Genomic DNA, 15,095 nt, shown 5'->3' with positions numbered 1-15,095 from the left:
CGCTCCGAGTTAGCGTGAAATTTTTTCTTACTTTTTCACGGTGCCTCGAATCGGTGAAATTTCCAAGCATTTTTTCACTTGGGTCCGCAAAAATAGTTGGCTATGCACGGTCCATGTGGATTGCCGTAATTTATCTTTGGGCCATTAACGCCCTAACCTTATTGATCTTTGGTTGGGACAAGTTGCGTGCACGCCGCAGAAAGCGGCGCATTCCTGAGCAGCGCTTGTTGTGGTTGGCAGCTCTGGGCGGCAGTCTGGCCGCGCTTCTTGGGCGCTGGATATTTGGGCACAAGACACGCAAGCGCGGATTTTCCACGTGGCTTTATGCCATTACCGTGTGTCACGCCGGGCTTTGCTATCTGATCGTCTCCCACGACCTCGGGGCGCTATTGCAATAGATGCAGATTCCTAGCGCGCAAAAACACCCACAAGAATGGAGCAAAGCGCAACCGCGTCATCCTCGGTAAACGCATCAGGTTGATCGCTGTCGATATCAAACACTGCGATAACGTCTCCGTTAGCATCCCGCACGGGCAGCACCAACTCGGATCGTGTGGAAGATGCACAGGCAATATGGCCCGGGAAGGCGTCGACATCCGGGACCAATTGAATCTGCCCTGTCCTGGCAGCCGCGCCACAAACGCCCCGTTCGAAAGGGATCACAAGGCAGCCGTGCCCACCTTGATAGGGTCCGATTTTCAACACCTCGGGCTCGGTCACGCGATAAAAACCTGTCCAGTCGAAACGGTCGTCGGAGTGATGCACTTCGCATGCCACCGTGGCCATCAGCGCAACCTCGTCGGTTTCACCTTCGGTCAAGGCGGCAATGGTTTTGGCGAGTGTGTCGTAATCGGCTGTCATGTTGATGGACCTTGCATCCGGGGAACTGCGGGCGCTACCGCCAATTCCCCGGAGTATTTGCAAAAAGTCAAAGCGTCAAACGCGTTCTATTGCTATGGCCGTCCCTTCTCCGCCACCGATGCAGATTGCCGCGACACCGCGCTTGAGGTCCCGTTTTTCCAACGCGTTGAGCAGCGTGACCATGATCCGGGCCCCGGAGGCGCCAATCGGATGACCAAGCGCACATGCGCCGCCATTCACGTTCACGATCTCACGGGACAAGCCCATTTCGTGCATGAAGGCCATGGGCACAACAGCGAAGGCTTCGTTGACTTCCCACAGATCGACATCCTCTTTCTTCCAACCGATACGATCCAACAATTTCTGCGCGGCAGGGACCGGAGCAGTTGTGAACAACCCCGGCGCTTGAGCATGGCTGGCGTGACCAAGGATTCGCGCACGCACGGTCAGGTTCTGCTTTTCAGCCGCCTCAGCCGAAGCAAGCACAAGGGCGGCTGCACCATCCGAGATCGAAGAAGAATTGGCCGCCGTTACCGTTCCATCCTTGCGAAAGGCTGGTTTCAGCGTGGGTATCTTCTCGGGCCGCGCCGACTGTGGTTGCTCATCTGCATCCAGCACGACCTCTCCCTTGCGGGTTTGAATCGAGACCGAGGTAATCTCTTGATCAAAGGCATTATTTTCCTGCGCTGACAGAGCGTTCGAAAGCGATCGCAGAGCATATTCGTCCTGCGCCTCGCGCGTGAACTGGTAGGATTCGGCGCAGTCTTCGGCGAAAGTGCCCATGAGGCGGCCTTTGTCATAGGCGTCCTCAAGCCCGTCCAGAAACATGTGATCAACCACCTGCCCGTGCCCGATCCGTGCCCCGCCGCGCATCTTGGGCAGAAGGTAGGGTGCATTTGTCATGCTCTCCATCCCGCCAGCGACCATTGTCTGAGTATGGCCCAAAGCGATCTGGTCAAACGCAATCATTGCGGCCTTCATGCCGGAGCCACACATTTTGTTAAGCGTTGTGGCGGGCACCTCTTCACCCAAGCCTGCCGCAAATCCCGCTTGGCGCGCAGGGGCTTGGCCCTGACCCGCTGGAAGGACGCAGCCCATAAGCACTTCGTCAACGGTCTCAGCCCCTGCACCTTTCAACGCGGAACGGATTGCAGCACCACCCAAATCCGCAGCAGTGACGCCGTCAAACATTCCCTGAAATCCACCCATTGGCGTGCGTGCGGCCCCCGCGATCACAACTTCGTTCATCCGGAATCTCCTTCGTGCTTTCCCGACCATGGATACCGAATGGTAAGAATTACCGTCTAGCGTATTTCTACGATCAAATTGCAATACGAAGGGCGGTTGACCATGGGGCTCAGCAGCGACACGACCGGCGAGACACAAGTAGTATCCGTTCACTGCGACCGCATAGATGCCGCAATGGCGATTCAATTCAAAGAAGACATGCGGGCAGAAACACAAACCGGTGCGAAACGAATTGTCCTGGATTTGTCATCGGTAGAATTCATAGACTCCAGTGGCCTGGGGGCCATTGTCGCCTCAATGAAACAACTGGGCGACGGGCGACGCCTGGACTTGGCAGAACCGCGCCCGATTGTTCAAAAAGTGTTTCGTCTTACGCGTATGGACACCGTTTTCAGGTTGTTCGCTTCGCTGGATGAAGCGATATGCGCAGAGGCGGATTGACGACCGGCAGGAGTAAATCGCCGTGGGCGCCAATTGCAAACAAGATTGTCTCAATTTGAGCTTTCCCGCGACTCAGGTTCAGGCCTCCGAAGGGATAGCTATTTTAAGTGCTCGACTGGCAAAACACGGCTTGCCAGAAAGTAAAGCTGACGATGTTAGAATTGCGCTCACCGAAGCCATAAACAATGTGATTGAACACGCCTATGCCGAGATCTCCCCGACTGACATTAGAATTGATTGCTCTTCGTGCGCAAAAGAACTGATAGTCCAAATTTTTAACTCCGGCGATCCAATGCCCGGTTTGCGTGTGCCAAGCAGCCAACCGGCACCCGTCGACACAGATTTGGAGAACCTTCCTGAAGGCGGCTTTGGCTGGTACCTGATTCACCGACTTAGCAGCGACATTCAGTATGAGCGCAAAGACGGAGTTAATCTGCTCTACCTTCGCTTCAACTTTGACACGCCACACTGATCGGCACCAAATGGCCACAATAACGCCCAGATCGAACCATTGTCGCGCCGCAAACAAAGATCATAAACAAGGGGTAGCTCAGATAGCTTCCCTCGGCGCCTAGCGTCACAGCCCCCACCCAGTGAACGGCGCCGAGGAACCTCCTTCCTGAAATTGTTGGACAATTTTATCCCAAGCCCTAATCTCGGCCTGATTACGGAAGAGGTACGCTATGCGCGATCTGCACAAGCCCGGACGGTCTGAAGTTCTGGCAACCGAAGGAATGTGTGCCACATCACATCCACTGGCCGCCAAAACAGCTTTGGACATTCTTGAACAAGGTGGCAATGCGATGGATGCCGCCATTGCGGGTGCTGTGCTTTTGGGCATTTGCGAGCCACAGATGACCGGCTTGGGTGGCGATTGCTTTGTTCTGTATAACCGCGCAGGTGAGAACACCGTGCGCGCACTAAACGGCTCAGGTCGTGCCGCAGCGGATGCTGATGCAGGGGCATTGCGTGATCGCGGACTAAGCTCCGTCCCTCTGACCAGCCCCGATGCGGTGACTATTCCTGGCGCCGTTGAGGCCTTTTGCCGATTGGCAAAATCGGAGGGGCGATTGGGGCTGGAAGCGATTCTGCGACCGGCCATCCACTATGCTGAAATTGGCGTACCAGTTGCGCCGCGCGTAGCGTTTGATTGGCAAAACAGCGGCGCGACCCTGCAAGGTGCCGCACGGGATCACTATCTGAAGGATGGCAAACCCCTGCAAACCGGTCAGATTTTTCGGGCACCGGGCCAGGCAGAGGTACTGCGCCGTGTGGCACGACACGGGCATGACGCGTTTTATAACGGTGAGATTGCCGAAGACATGCTGGCGGTCTTGTCCGAACTTGGAGGCACACACACAGCACAAGATTTCGCAGCGGTTCAGAGTGACGAAGCGTCGCCTGTTCGTGGAGATTACGCAGGTGTCGATCTGTACGAACATCCTCCAAACGGTCAGGGCGCCACCGCAATCCTTTTGCTAAACATTCTGAAACATTTTGATTTGGCAGCACTCGACCCATTGGGGGCCGAGCGGGTGCATATTGAGGCCGAAGCCACCAAGTTAGCCTATGACGCCCGCAACCGGTTCATTGCCGACCCCGATCATAGCAGCCGGATGGCGCATTTCCTTGCCCCAGAAACCGCTGCAAGCCTGGCTGCCCTCATAGACCCGAAACGCGCTATGTCCGCAGCCGCCCCTCTGACTGAATCCGTGCACAAGGACACCGTCTATATCACCGTCGTTGACCGGGATCGCATGGCGGTTTCGCTGATCTATTCGATCTACCATGGGTTCGGCTCGGGCATTGCTTCCGAGAAGTTCGGAATATTGCTGCAGAACAGGGGGGCCGGGTTTAATCTTGAACCTGGACATCCGAATGAGTTGGCAGGTTGGAAGCGTCCTATGCACACCATCATTCCCGGCCTTTTGCGTGAAAATGGCCGGATAACGATGCCCTTTGGCGTCATGGGGGGTGCCTATCAACCGACCGGCCATGCCCGGCTTGTATCAAACCTGACGGATTTCAAGATGGAGATGCAGCAGGCCATAGACACCCCCCGCGCGTTTGCGGATGGAGGTGTATTAAAAATGGAACGCGGCTATTCTGACCCAATCAAACAACAATTATCCGATATGGGGCACATCATTGAGGTTCTGGAAACACCCCTTGGGGGCGCGCAAGCCATTCGAATCTGTGACACAGGCATCTTGATAGGGGCAAGTGACCCGCGTAAAGACGGCTGCGCCCTTGGATACTAAACACTTACAATACAGCTACGGAATTCAGTTCAACTGAAAATGTAACGGGTATGATCCGTCCTGAAACGGGCCGAACATATTGGGGATGTCGGGGTGATCAACGGGCTCACCCGATTGGTCTTCGATCAGATTTTGTTCTGAAACATAAGCCACATAGAAGGATTGGTCGTTTTCAGCTAGCAGGTGATAGAACGGCTGATCTTTCAGAGGGCGGCTATCTTCGGGGATGGCCTGATACCATTCTTCTGAATTCGAAAATTCCGGATCGACATCAAAAATTACCCCTCGAAAAGGGTGTCTTTTATGTCGAACCACCTGTCCCAGGCGGTACTTGGCTTGTGTCTTTAACATTGTTTCGGCCCCCAAAGAGGTTACTACCTCTTTTCGGGCGGAAAAGCCAATCATTGAGTGGAAATTCGGGGAAACAGTCTGTGCACCTACTACTGACAGTGTTCGAAATCGTGGCCCCTGTGTTCCTTTTGGCTGGGATCGGGTTCGCATGGGTTAGGCTTGGATTTGAGTATCGGCTACAGTTTGTAACGCGTCTTGCGGTCACACTTGCGGTGCCCAGTCTGATTTTTGTCGCCCTGATGCAGACCAATATTCCCGGTGGGGATCTGACCCGGTTCACCATTGCGGCAATTGCGGCCCATATCGCGCTGGCAGCAGTGTTTTGGGCCTTTGTGCGATTGACCAGAATGGAGCAACGCACTTATCTGGCACCGCTTATCTTTGGAAATACCGGCAATCTTGGGCTACCGCTTTGCATATTTGCATTTGGTCAGGCAGGATTGGGTTATGCGGTTATTTTTTTGGCAGTGACCGCTCTGTTCTCATTCACCTACGGTATCTATCTGGTTGCCGGGCGCGGAGCATTTGGGAAGGTTCTGCGCGAACCCATGGTTTGGGCCACGTTGCTGGGGGCCTTATTTCTTTGGCGCGGGTGGCAAACACCTCTGTTTCTGACCAACACGCTGGAATTGCTGGGCCAGATGGCAATTCCGATGATGCTGATTACACTTGGCGTAGCGATTGCCCGACTGACAACCCAAAAACTGCAACAGGCGATTTGGCTTTCTCTGCTCAAGCTTTCTGTGTGCTTCGGGCTCGGCTGGGCTTTTGCCGCCGGTTTTGGGTTGGGGCCTGTGGCTTTTGGAGTGTTGGTCTTGCAGATGTGCACGCCAGTCGCCGTGACATCATACCTGCTGGCGGAAAGGTTCGAGGCTGATTCCGACGCCGTTGCCGGCATGGTTATGGTCTCGACGATGTTGTCTGTTGCAGCACTACCTCTAATTCTCGCTATTATTCTGTAACGATTGTGATTTCCAAAATGCTCAATCTGCGCTAGAATAAAGAAAAAAGGCACGAGGCACATGAGCAGATTTCTTTTCGTACTCTTCGGGGTGCTGCTTTTGGCATCCTGCGGTGGCGGGTCGAAGCAACCGCCAAGCAGATTGAATGACGCGTGCAGCATTGCGCGCGAGAAGCCCGACTATATCAAGGCCTTCAAAAGCACCGAGCGCAAATGGGGCGTTCCGGTCCACGTTCAGATGGCAACGATTTACCAGGAAAGCCGGTATAGGCACGACGCACGCACGCCGCACAAATATGTGCTGGGTGTTATTCCGATGGGTCGTCAAAGCAGCGCCTACGGTTATGGCCAGGCGCTTGATGGCACGTGGGAGCAGTATCAGCGTGAAACCGGTAAACGCCGCGCCAAGCGGGATCGTATTCGCGATGCGTCAGATTTCATCGGCTGGTACATGAACAAAAGCTATGAGCGGAACGGCATCCACCCCAGCGACACACGCAACCAGTATCTGGCCTATCACGAAGGTCATACGGGTTACGCGCGCGGCAGCTACAACAGCAAGTCATGGCTGCTGAATGTGGCGAGTGATGTGGACGCCCGCGCAGAGCTGTATCAGGCCCAGTTGGCGAATTGCCGATATTGAACCTGTCGCATCAGCGATTGCTTGACCCGATTCTGGCTTTGTTAGAAAATACATTTGAATCGAGGGTCCCCCCCTCGGTCAGAGGCCCAAGCAGAACGGTCGTCCGACTGCCTGCGTTGTCGTGTATCACCCATTTGCGCAGCTCAACCGGATCGGAAGTAAACATCAGTTCGATCCGGCCGCTTTCAGGGTTCTTGGGGTCCTGAGCCGTGACAATCGTAGCTGTTCCGTCAAAGTCGTGACCCACAACCATGTTGGCTTGTGCAAGATTGACATTGCGCGCCAAGACCAGCGACAGCGGAGTACGTTTCAAAGGGTATTGCTCGGGCGGTTGGTTCGATTTGGGGTCGAATATCTGCACCGTTCCGGCCCGTGCTAAAACCACCGCGTCATTTGGCGGATCATATTCAAACCGCATCTTACCCGGGCGCTGCAACCACAGCTTTCCGGTGCTCAACGAGCCATCATCATTTACTTGCGTGAAGGTGGTCTGAACCGTTTTCAACTGATTCAGATAGTTAGAGATCTGCGACAGCGGCAGCTTGTCCGCCGCCCATGCGGCAGGTGCGGCCAGTGTCAGAGCAAGGGCAAAAGCAATCTGTTTCATACGCCCCAGATAAGCGTTCTGCCCTTGTTATTAAATATCCTATTGCTCGGGGACGAGGATTTCACGTTTGCCCACGTGATTTGCCCCGGAAACAACGCCTTCGTCTTCCATCTGCTCAACAAGCCGCGCCGCTTTGTTATAGCCAATGGCGAGTTTCCGCTGAATGTACGAGGTTGAACATTTGCGATCCTTGATCACAATCGCCACCGCCTGATCATAAAGGGCATCTTCTCCGTTGGTGTTACCACCGGTATTCAAGCCCAGAACGGCGTCGATATTGTCAGCCTTTTCCTCGGCCGGGCCATCGACTACGCCGCTCATGTAATCCGGCGGACCGAACTGTTTCAGGTGATTGACGATCTCTTCGACCTCTTCATCTGAGACAAACGGACCGTGGCAACGGGTAATCTTGGCGCCGCCCGCCATATACAACATGTCGCCCTGCCCCAGCAGCTGTTCGGCGCCCATCTCGCCCAGAATGGTGCGGCTATCGACTTTCGAAGTTACCTGGAATGAAATCCGCGTCGGGAAGTTCGCCTTGATCGTGCCGGTGATCACATCGACCGAGGGGCGCTGCGTGGCCATGATCAAGTGAATACCTGAGGCGCGCGCCATCTGTGCCAGACGCTGGATGCAGGCCTCAATCTCTTTACCTGCGACCATCATCAGGTCGGCCATCTCATCGACGATGACGACGATATATGGCATTGCCTCAGGCGCGAATTCCTCGGTCTCGAACATCGGCTCGCCGGTTTCATCGTCGAATCCGGTCTGGACCGTGCGGCTAAACATCTCTCCCTTGGCCAGCGCGTCCTTCACGCGGCCATTGTAGCCCGCGATGTTGCGCACGCCCATCTTGGACATCTTGCGATAGCGATCTTCCATCTCTCCCACGACCCATTTCAGGGCGACGACCGCCTTTTTCGGGTCAGTCACGACGGGTGAGAGCAGATGCGGAATACCGTCATAAACGGACAGTTCCAACATCTTCGGGTCAATCATGATCAGGCGGCATTCATCCGGCGTCAGCTTATAAAGCAGCGACAGGATCATCGTGTTGATCGCTACCGACTTACCGGAACCGGTTGTACCAGCAATCAGTAGATGAGGCATCTTTGCGAGGTTCGCTACGACAGACTCACCGCCGATATCCTTACCTAATGCCAGCGGCAGCGCGTGATTTCCATCGCCGAAATCACGGCTGGCGAGGATTTCGCGCAGCACCACCATCTCACGATTTTCATTCGGCAATTCGATCCCGATCACCGAACGCCCCGGCAGAGTCGACACCCGCGCCGACAGGGCCGACATCGAGCGCGCGATATCGTCCGCCAAACCAATCACACGGCTAGCTTTCAGGCCCGGAGCCGGTTCAAGTTCGTACATTGTGACCACGGGGCCGGGGCGGACGCTGACGATCTCACCCTTGACGCCATAATCATCCAGTACGTTTTCCAGCATCCGCGCATTTTCCTCCAGCGCCTCATCACTCAGGTGATGACGCTGAATGCTGGCCGGGTTTGACAACAAGCCCAGCGGTGGCAGTTCGAAATCGGAATGCCGCTCCTCAAATGAAAGTGTCGGCTGCGCCTCGGCCTGTGCCCGGCGCGAAGGCGGGGGAGTGCGCCGAACCGGCTGAGCTACTACGGGCTTACGCGGTTCAGCCACCGGTATCTTAACCGCCTGCCGTGGTTGCGGCGCCTGTTCAGGGGCATCCTCAAACACTGCCTCGTCTTCATAGTCCGGTTCGGCCACAAAATCAGCCTGAGCCAAATAAGGCGCCTCAGAACCAGCTGTCATCGGTGGTTCGGGGGGCAAACCGGCAGATGTCATTGGAGGCTCCGGTGGCAATTCATCTGCCACGCCAGAGTTCAATATCAGCGGATCCGGGCCCCTGCCCCGCCCTTTGGTCAATGGCAGGCTCGGATCAGGTTCAGGCGTCAGCTCCCCTGCCGCGACCTTACGATTGCGTACCGCAGCCGAAATCTTGGACCGAATACGATCCTCGCCGGGCATATCGTAGTAGCCTTCGACAGCGACGTTTTCGATCAACTCGGGTTCGGGCATCGGTTCGGGGCGGCGGATCAGCGATGGCATCCGCGCCAGAAGACCTGTCTTAGCTGCGGGCTCCAGAATTTCAGGCTCAGGGTCTTCAAAAACAGGATCTGCATAGGCCAGATCATCATCAAAATCCGCCTGCACCGCTACTGAGCGTTCTGCTTTACGCTCGGCCCACTGCGCCTTTCGATCGCGCGCGGCCTGCGCGGTCGCGGTCGCCCCTCGGCCCAGCGCATTCATCAGCAAGTCATAAGCCATGACCAGCCCCAACAAGAAGGCCCGGAAACCATTGCGCACATCGACTTTGGTAAAACCCAACACGAAAACGCCCAGCGCCAGCATCCCAACCGCCATCGCGAGCGACATCAGCTTGACAAGAAAATGGGAAGAGACCGGCAACAGCGTCAACAAAGCGCCCATCACCGTGTCACCAAACAGACCGCCCAACCCATAGCTATGCGTAGCGCGCCACTCAGCCCCCGGCACCAGCGTCGCTGCGTATACGGCCAGAACTGCAATCCAGATCGGAGCAAAAATCAAACGGGCAATGGCGCGATCTTCGCCAAAATGACCAGAAAAGCGCACGCCCCAAGTGACCAATACCAACGCGACACCCAGGCTGCCCCACCCCACGATCATGAACAACGGTGCGGCGATCGAGGCCCCGATGCGCCCCATCCAATTCTGCACAGGTGCGTCGGTTGAGACCATCCAGTTCGGATCGTCAGGCGTATAGGACCATACCATCGCGGCCGCTGCGAGCCCCAACAAGATCAGAGCGATCCCGATCAGTTCCTTACTGCGCCGTTCGATGGCGGCTTGCGTGGTGCTGTCCAGCAGCGGGTCACGGTTGCGCGCGTTCAATGATGCCATTTTGCCCTCGTACCTCACGAATAGATGCAGTCGCGGAGCGTGATCAGCCCGCGCTTCATCTCTGTTTTTGGGGCCACCATAGCGACCCTGATAAATTGCTCGCCCGGGTTTTGCCCCGGATCACCTTGGGAAAGATATGCGCCCGGCAGAACCCGAACGCCGGTTTCCTGCCAAAGCTTCAATGCGGTTTCTTCGCCGTTTTCGACCGGCAGCCACAGGAAGAACCCGGCCTCAGGCGGCATGTAACCCTGCACACTTGCAAAGACCTCATCCGCGATGGCGTATTTCTCCTGATAAAGAGCGCGGTTCTCCTGCACATGCACCTCATCGGCCCAGACTTTGGCGGCGGCGACCTGCAACGGTGCAGGCAAGGGGGCACCCGCATAGCTGCGCAACAGCTTGACCTGTTTTATTGTCTCAGGCCCACCCGCGATCAGCCCGGACCGCAATCCGGCCAGATTTGATCGCTTGGACAGTGAGTTGAACAGAGTAACCCGCTCGGGATCAGCACCCAGCTCCTGTGCAACGGTCAGCGCACCGACCGGAGCGGTGTCGCGGTAGATCTCGGAGTAACACTCATCGGCAAAGATGCGAAAATCGTATTTCTCGGCCAATTGGATCAGTTCAGCCCAATAGTCTCGCGATGCGACCGCCCCCTGAGGGTTCGCGGGTGAACAGATATAGGCGACGGCCGTGCGATTCAGCACCTCTTCGGGCAAACTGGTGTAGTCCGGCAAATGGCTGGTCGCAGCGGTTGCGGACACAAAATAGGGCTGCGCTCCGACCGAGATCGAGGCGACCATATAGACCTGATAAAATGGGTTAGGGCACAGAATGATCGGCTGCTGGCCGTTCTTCTGTTCAGGGCACAGTGCCATCGCGGCATTGTACAACCCCTCGCGGGTGCCGTTCAGAGCCATCACATTGGTATCTGCATCCATCGACACGCCATAGCGGCGGTTGACCCAGTCAGCGATTGCAGCGCGCAATTCGGGCGAGCCCTCGTTTGGCGGATAGCCTTGAAATCCGGCGGCGTTTTCCATGATCACGTCGGTTACCCAGGGCGGGAAATCGTGCTTGGGCTCGCCAATGGTCATGTGAACGATATCGCCACCCGGTTGATGATGATCCAACAGGGCGCGCAGACGCGGGAATGCATATTCCGGTAGGTTCGAAAACCGCTCGGGGTAATTCATCATACTGCCTCTATATCGGGGTCATTTTGCGCCCCGTTTCTTGGCAGACTACAGATCGACCCGGGTCTCGTCCAGACAAAGAGGTTCTGAATCAGGGGATTGTGGCATTCAGGTCAAAGCACCTTCGGCGGCTGATCCGAGCCGTAACAGGGCCTCTTCCGACCCCGGATAGCCCAGCATCATCAGCCCGCAACCGGGTGTTCCCGTGGGCAGAGTCAGCGCAGCAAGCCCCATCAGATTTCCAATCCTTGTGTTTCGGAGGGCCAAGAGATTTTCAGTGACATAGTAGTCATGATCATTCATCAGCCGGTCGAGATTGGGCGGTAGGATCGGCGCCGTCGGCGCAAGCACCGCGTCAAACCCGGCGGTCGCCGCGTCCCAGGTCTGACGGCAGGCAGTCAGCTTTGACCAGGCAGCCACGTAATCCGGGCCGGTATAGGCTTTACCCATGCGGAACCGTTCCAGGATTTCGGGATACATCGCTTCAGGGTTCGCTTCGATCAGGTCGCGCCACAGACCATAGGCTTCGGTCGTATAAAGCACACCTGACAGTCCCATCGCATCGTTCAACTCGGGCACTTCAAGCGGAACAATCTCGGCCCCGGCCTCTTTCAGACGCACTAGCGCCTCATCATAGGCCTTGGCTGGTGCTTCGCGCAGATCATCTTTGGCCACGTTCTGCAAATCAGCAAAGCGGCGACCTTTCAAAGAGGCCCCGCGCAGATCAGCCGGGACTGTGCCCTCCAGTGCAGCCAGCATATGAGCGGCATCCTCAACAGACCTTGTCAAAGGCCCAACCGTATCGAATTTCAAGCAAAGCGGTACGACGCCTTCGAGGCTAACGCGTCCCGCCGTGGTTTTGAGCCCCACAAGATCGTTCCATGCAGAAGGAATGCGCACCGATCCGCCTGTGTCTGATCCGATACCGCCAGCTGCAAGACCCCATGCTACCGAGGCCCCTGCCCCTGAGGATGAACCTCCGGGTACGGCCTCTTCGTCATTCACACACGGAGGTGTGGCCGTCACAGGGTTGAGGCCCAAACCCGAGAACGCCAATTCGCTCATATGCGTTTTACCCAAACAGACCGTGCCCATCGCGATCGCGTTCCGTACCACCTGCGCGTCAGAATCGGGCACGCGGCCTTTTAGCAGGGCCGAACCTGCCTCGGTTCCGACGCCTGCCGTGTCAAACAGGTCTTTCCAGCTGATAGGAACTCCATCAAGCAATGATCGACGCAGGCCAAGTTTGACCCGCTCTTGCGCTGCTTGTGCCTCGGCGCGGGCGCGATCGTGGGTAACACAGGCGTAAATGCGATCGCGATGAGGGTGAGCGTCAATCGCCGCCAGGTAAGTTTCGGTCAGCTCTACCGGATCGATCTGCCCCATTCCGATACCACGGCCCAAATCACATGCCGTCATGGTCAGCCAGTCTTGCATCCGGTCCCCTCCAGTTAACTCCGTGTCCGGACGGTAGCGACAGGACCGCACATGGACAATCCCGAATGGGCACGCATATTGCAGCACATGGAACACAGATCCGACATCCTGATTGTTGGCGGTGGCCTGAATGGCCCCGCTCTTGCGCTGGCGCTGGCTCAGACCGGGCATTCAGTCACCGTAGTTGATGCTCTGGCAGAGAAGGTGCGCAAGAACGCGGCCTTTGATGGGCGTGCTTACGCACTGGCGCTGGCCTCGCAACGTCTTCTGGACGCAATTGGCGTTTGGGAGAAGGTCGAAGAACATGCCCAGCCCATGCTCGAAATCAAGGTCACCGATGGCCATGCCGGTGCAGGCCCGTCCCCGTTCTTCATGCATTTCGATCATGCTGAGATCGAAGAAGGTCCAATGGGCTATATGGTCGAAGACCGCCACCTCAGGCGCGCCTTTCTGGAAGCCATGGCCGAACATGCCTGGATCACCGAAATCAGCGGCAAAACGGTTTTATCTCAGGACATCACAGCACTCGGAGCGACACTGACGCTGGATGACGGTTCGACTCTGTCTGGCAATCTTTTGGTCGGTTGCGATGGTCGTCGCAGTGGGACTGCAGCGCGCGCTGGAATAAAGCGCACAGGATGGGACTATGGCCAGACCGCTTTGGTTTGCGCCATAGAACACGAACTGCCCCATCACGGAATTGCCCATCAATTCTTCATGCCCCCCGGCCCGCTGGCGATTCTGCCTCTGACCGGCAACCGTAGTTCCATCGTGTGGAGCGAACGCAGTGAGACGGCAAAACAGATCAATGCCCTGCCCGACGCAGACTACCTGCAGATCCTGCGCCCGCGCTTTGGTGATTTCCTTGGGGACATCCACCTGCAAGGCGACCGGTTCACGTATCCGCTGAACCTGACAATTGCCAATTCCTTCATAGCGGATCGGCTGGCCTTGGTCGGAGACGCCGCCCACGGCATGCACCCCATTGCCGGGCAAGGCCTGAACGCGGGACTGCGCGATGTGGGGGCCTTGGCCGAGGTCCTGACTCTTGCTGGCCGACGTGGCGAAGATATCGGATCAACGCTGGTACTGGAGCGCTATCAGGAGTGGCGTCGGTTCGACACCGCCTCGCTCGCAATGGCGACGGATGTGTTCAACAAGCTGTTTTCAAACGACAACCCTCTGCTCCGCATGGGCAGGGATATCGGTATGGGCATTGTCGGATCTCTGCCCGGGCTGCGCCGGGGCTTTGTGCGCGAGGCAGCAGGGCTGACCGGCGATCTGCCGAAACTGCTGCAAGGGCGCCCGATTTAGTCCAGTTCGCGCGCCTCATCCACAAGCATCACCGGGATACCATTGCGGATCGGGAAGGCTAGCCCGGCGGCTTTGGAAACGAGTTCCTGCCGCTCGGCATCATAGTGCAGCGTCGTGTGCGTCTGCGGACAAATCAACGCCTCAAGCATGTGGCGATCAAATGCGTGTTCGGGTGTGCTCATTGCAAATGTTCCTCATTCGATCCGCCACGCATGGCGAACTCAATCAATGTCACCAAGGTCTCGCGCCGGGTACGCAGGCAGGGGGCTTCAAGCAGGGCCTGCTTTTCCTCAGGATCGAATTCGAGCATCATCGACAGCGAATTGACCAAAAGCTCGTCGTCTGCGTCTTTCATCGTGTCCCAATCGGTCGACAACTGGCGCGATGAGAAAAACCGTTCCAGTAGTTTTAGGAACCTGTTTCGATCAAAACCATCATCCACTTCGGCCTTACCCAGATCACGGTCGAACCCATCCCACGACACCGAGGCGCGCCGATAAGGGGTGAAACTGTCCAGTTCTGATTTGACCCTAAAACGCGATATACCAGTCAGAGTGATCAGATAGCGACCATCTTCAGTCTCGGAAAACTGTGTGATGCGGCCAGCACAACCGATTTGATGCAGCTTGGTCTCGTCCCCCTGACAGGTGTTCGGCTGCACCATCCCGATCAGCCGCTCGGACGTTTTCAGAGCGTCATCCAGCATCTGGAGATAGCGCGGCTCAAAAATGTGCAGCGGTAGGCGCGAGCGCGGCAACAGCAGCGCTCCGGGCAGAGGAAACACAGACACCGTTTCCGGCAGATCAGCGGGGTGCATCATGTAGACGAGTGTAGCCCTGATCGG

General features: G+C 56.6%; 16 protein-coding genes. 7 read left to right on the top strand and 9 right to left on the bottom strand.

Annotated features, from left to right (window positions below):
* The first annotated feature begins 14 nt into the window (after positions 1–14).
* Positions 15–398 carry a DUF1294 domain-containing protein gene (locus ACR3EJ_RS06425; RefSeq protein ID WP_260023267.1) on the top strand — a complete coding sequence of 128 codons (384 nt, stop codon included), beginning with the start codon at positions 15–17 and terminating at the stop codon, positions 396–398.
* 10 nt (positions 399–408) lie between these two features.
* On the opposite strand, the gene ACR3EJ_RS06420 is transcribed toward ACR3EJ_RS06425, so the two are convergent.
* Together ACR3EJ_RS06420 and ACR3EJ_RS06415 are read right to left on the bottom strand one after the other, a co-directional pair.
* Positions 409–861, bottom strand: a complete 453-nt coding sequence (locus tag ACR3EJ_RS06420; protein WP_170545205.1) for a GAF domain-containing protein — start codon at positions 859–861, stop codon at positions 409–411.
* Positions 862–936: 75 nt separating this feature from the next.
* Positions 937–2,109 carry a thiolase family protein gene (locus tag ACR3EJ_RS06415; RefSeq protein WP_170545206.1) on the bottom strand — a complete coding sequence of 391 codons (1,173 nt, stop codon included), beginning with the start codon at positions 2,107–2,109 and terminating at the stop codon, positions 937–939.
* A 102-nt stretch (positions 2,110–2,211) separates the two neighbouring features.
* Between ACR3EJ_RS06415 and ACR3EJ_RS06410 the strand changes: the two genes are divergently transcribed.
* From ACR3EJ_RS06410 to ACR3EJ_RS06400, 3 genes are all read left to right on the top strand, one after another.
* Positions 2,212–2,550, top strand: coding sequence for an STAS domain-containing protein (locus tag ACR3EJ_RS06410; protein ID WP_170545209.1), 339 nt, complete (start codon positions 2,212–2,214; stop codon positions 2,548–2,550).
* A gap of 22 nt (positions 2,551–2,572) precedes the next feature.
* Positions 2,573–3,022, top strand: a complete 450-nt coding sequence (locus ACR3EJ_RS06405) for an ATP-binding protein (RefSeq protein WP_170703615.1) — start codon at positions 2,573–2,575, stop codon at positions 3,020–3,022.
* 211 nt (positions 3,023–3,233) lie between these two features.
* Entirely contained in the window at positions 3,234–4,811 is a 1,578-nt protein-coding gene (locus tag ACR3EJ_RS06400) for a gamma-glutamyltransferase family protein (protein WP_170545214.1), read from the top strand.
* Between the two features lie 24 nt (positions 4,812–4,835).
* Here the strand turns inward: ACR3EJ_RS06400 and hspQ are convergent, their stop codons facing one another.
* On the bottom strand, positions 4,836–5,162 hold the full coding sequence (gene hspQ / locus ACR3EJ_RS06395) for a heat shock protein HspQ (RefSeq protein ID WP_010440833.1): 327 nt from the start codon (positions 5,160–5,162) through the stop codon (positions 4,836–4,838).
* Between the two features lie 80 nt (positions 5,163–5,242).
* On the opposite strand from hspQ, the gene ACR3EJ_RS06390 reads away from it, so the two are divergent.
* Positions 5,243–6,124, top strand: a complete 882-nt coding sequence (locus ACR3EJ_RS06390; RefSeq protein WP_010440831.1) for an AEC family transporter — start codon at positions 5,243–5,245, stop codon at positions 6,122–6,124.
* 60 nt (positions 6,125–6,184) lie between these two features.
* Positions 6,185–6,766, top strand: coding sequence for a transglycosylase SLT domain-containing protein (locus ACR3EJ_RS06385; protein ID WP_010440829.1), 582 nt, complete (start codon positions 6,185–6,187; stop codon positions 6,764–6,766).
* Positions 6,767–6,776: 10 nt separating this feature from the next.
* Here ACR3EJ_RS06385 and ACR3EJ_RS06380 read toward each other — a convergent pair whose 3' ends face one another.
* The 4 genes from ACR3EJ_RS06380 to ACR3EJ_RS06365 all read right to left on the bottom strand — a co-directional run bounded on the left by ACR3EJ_RS06380 (position 6,777) and on the right by ACR3EJ_RS06365 (position 12,937).
* Positions 6,777–7,373, bottom strand: coding sequence for a LolA family protein (locus tag ACR3EJ_RS06380; RefSeq protein ID WP_170545217.1), 597 nt, complete (start codon positions 7,371–7,373; stop codon positions 6,777–6,779).
* A gap of 39 nt (positions 7,374–7,412) precedes the next feature.
* Positions 7,413–10,304, bottom strand: coding sequence for a DNA translocase FtsK (locus ACR3EJ_RS06375; RefSeq protein WP_170545220.1), 2,892 nt, complete (start codon positions 10,302–10,304; stop codon positions 7,413–7,415).
* 14 nt (positions 10,305–10,318) lie between these two features.
* The gene (locus tag ACR3EJ_RS06370) at positions 10,319–11,500 is read right to left on the bottom strand and encodes an aminotransferase class I/II-fold pyridoxal phosphate-dependent enzyme (RefSeq protein WP_170545444.1); all 1,182 of its coding nucleotides are present in this window, start codon (positions 11,498–11,500) and stop codon (positions 10,319–10,321) included.
* Positions 11,501–11,608: 108 nt separating this feature from the next.
* The gene (locus tag ACR3EJ_RS06365; RefSeq protein WP_170545223.1) at positions 11,609–12,937 is read right to left on the bottom strand and encodes an amidase family protein; all 1,329 of its coding nucleotides are present in this window, start codon (positions 12,935–12,937) and stop codon (positions 11,609–11,611) included.
* 51 nt (positions 12,938–12,988) lie between these two features.
* Between ACR3EJ_RS06365 and ACR3EJ_RS06360 the strand changes: the two genes are divergently transcribed.
* Complete coding sequence (locus ACR3EJ_RS06360) at positions 12,989–14,251, top strand: FAD-dependent monooxygenase (RefSeq protein WP_480422877.1); 1,263 nt, start codon at positions 12,989–12,991, stop codon at positions 14,249–14,251.
* On the opposite strand, the gene ACR3EJ_RS06355 is transcribed toward ACR3EJ_RS06360, so the two are convergent.
* The gene (locus ACR3EJ_RS06355; RefSeq protein ID WP_010440817.1) at positions 14,248–14,433 is read right to left on the bottom strand and encodes a Trm112 family protein; all 186 of its coding nucleotides are present in this window, start codon (positions 14,431–14,433) and stop codon (positions 14,248–14,250) included. The two genes, ACR3EJ_RS06360 and ACR3EJ_RS06355, sit on opposite strands and share 4 nt — an antisense overlap.
* Positions 14,430–15,071, bottom strand: coding sequence for an LON peptidase substrate-binding domain-containing protein (locus ACR3EJ_RS06350; protein WP_010440815.1), 642 nt, complete (start codon positions 15,069–15,071; stop codon positions 14,430–14,432). Before ACR3EJ_RS06350 ends, ACR3EJ_RS06355 begins: the two co-directional genes overlap by 4 nt.
* Between the last annotated feature and the right edge of the window lie 24 nt (positions 15,072–15,095).

The sequence above is a fragment of the Ruegeria sp. AB11 genome, from assembly GCF_056536325.1.
Note: the sequence above shows the minus strand (reverse complement) of the source record. Positions and strands in the feature narration are given on the sequence as shown.

What these genes read in the sequence shown, in the direction of transcription:
- ACR3EJ_RS06400 (WP_170545214.1), top strand. Translation starts at nt 3,234, where the DNA reads ATGCGCGATCTGCACAAGCCCGGACGGTCTGAAGTTCTGGCAACCGAA.
- ACR3EJ_RS06385 (WP_010440829.1), top strand. Translation starts at nt 6,185, where the DNA reads ATGAGCAGATTTCTTTTCGTACTCTTCGGGGTGCTGCTTTTGGCATCC.
- ACR3EJ_RS06415 (WP_170545206.1), bottom strand. Translation starts at nt 2,109, where the DNA reads ATGAACGAAGTTGTGATCGCGGGGGCCGCACGCACGCCAATGGGTGGA.
- ACR3EJ_RS06365 (WP_170545223.1), bottom strand. Translation starts at nt 12,937, where the DNA reads ATGCAAGACTGGCTGACCATGACGGCATGTGATTTGGGCCGTGGTATC.
- ACR3EJ_RS06360 (WP_480422877.1), top strand. Translation starts at nt 12,989, where the DNA reads ATGGACAATCCCGAATGGGCACGCATATTGCAGCACATGGAACACAGA.
- hspQ (WP_010440833.1), bottom strand. Translation starts at nt 5,162, where the DNA reads ATGTTAAAGACACAAGCCAAGTACCGCCTGGGACAGGTGGTTCGACAT.
- ACR3EJ_RS06350 (WP_010440815.1), bottom strand. Translation starts at nt 15,071, where the DNA reads ATGATGCACCCCGCTGATCTGCCGGAAACGGTGTCTGTGTTTCCTCTG.
- ACR3EJ_RS06380 (WP_170545217.1), bottom strand. Translation starts at nt 7,373, where the DNA reads ATGAAACAGATTGCTTTTGCCCTTGCTCTGACACTGGCCGCACCTGCC.
- ACR3EJ_RS06410 (WP_170545209.1), top strand. Translation starts at nt 2,212, where the DNA reads ATGGGGCTCAGCAGCGACACGACCGGCGAGACACAAGTAGTATCCGTT.
- ACR3EJ_RS06355 (WP_010440817.1), bottom strand. Translation starts at nt 14,433, where the DNA reads ATGAGCACACCCGAACACGCATTTGATCGCCACATGCTTGAGGCGTTG.
- ACR3EJ_RS06420 (WP_170545205.1), bottom strand. Translation starts at nt 861, where the DNA reads ATGACAGCCGATTACGACACACTCGCCAAAACCATTGCCGCCTTGACC.
- ACR3EJ_RS06370 (WP_170545444.1), bottom strand. Translation starts at nt 11,500, where the DNA reads ATGAATTACCCCGAGCGGTTTTCGAACCTACCGGAATATGCATTCCCG.
- ACR3EJ_RS06375 (WP_170545220.1), bottom strand. Translation starts at nt 10,304, where the DNA reads ATGGCATCATTGAACGCGCGCAACCGTGACCCGCTGCTGGACAGCACC.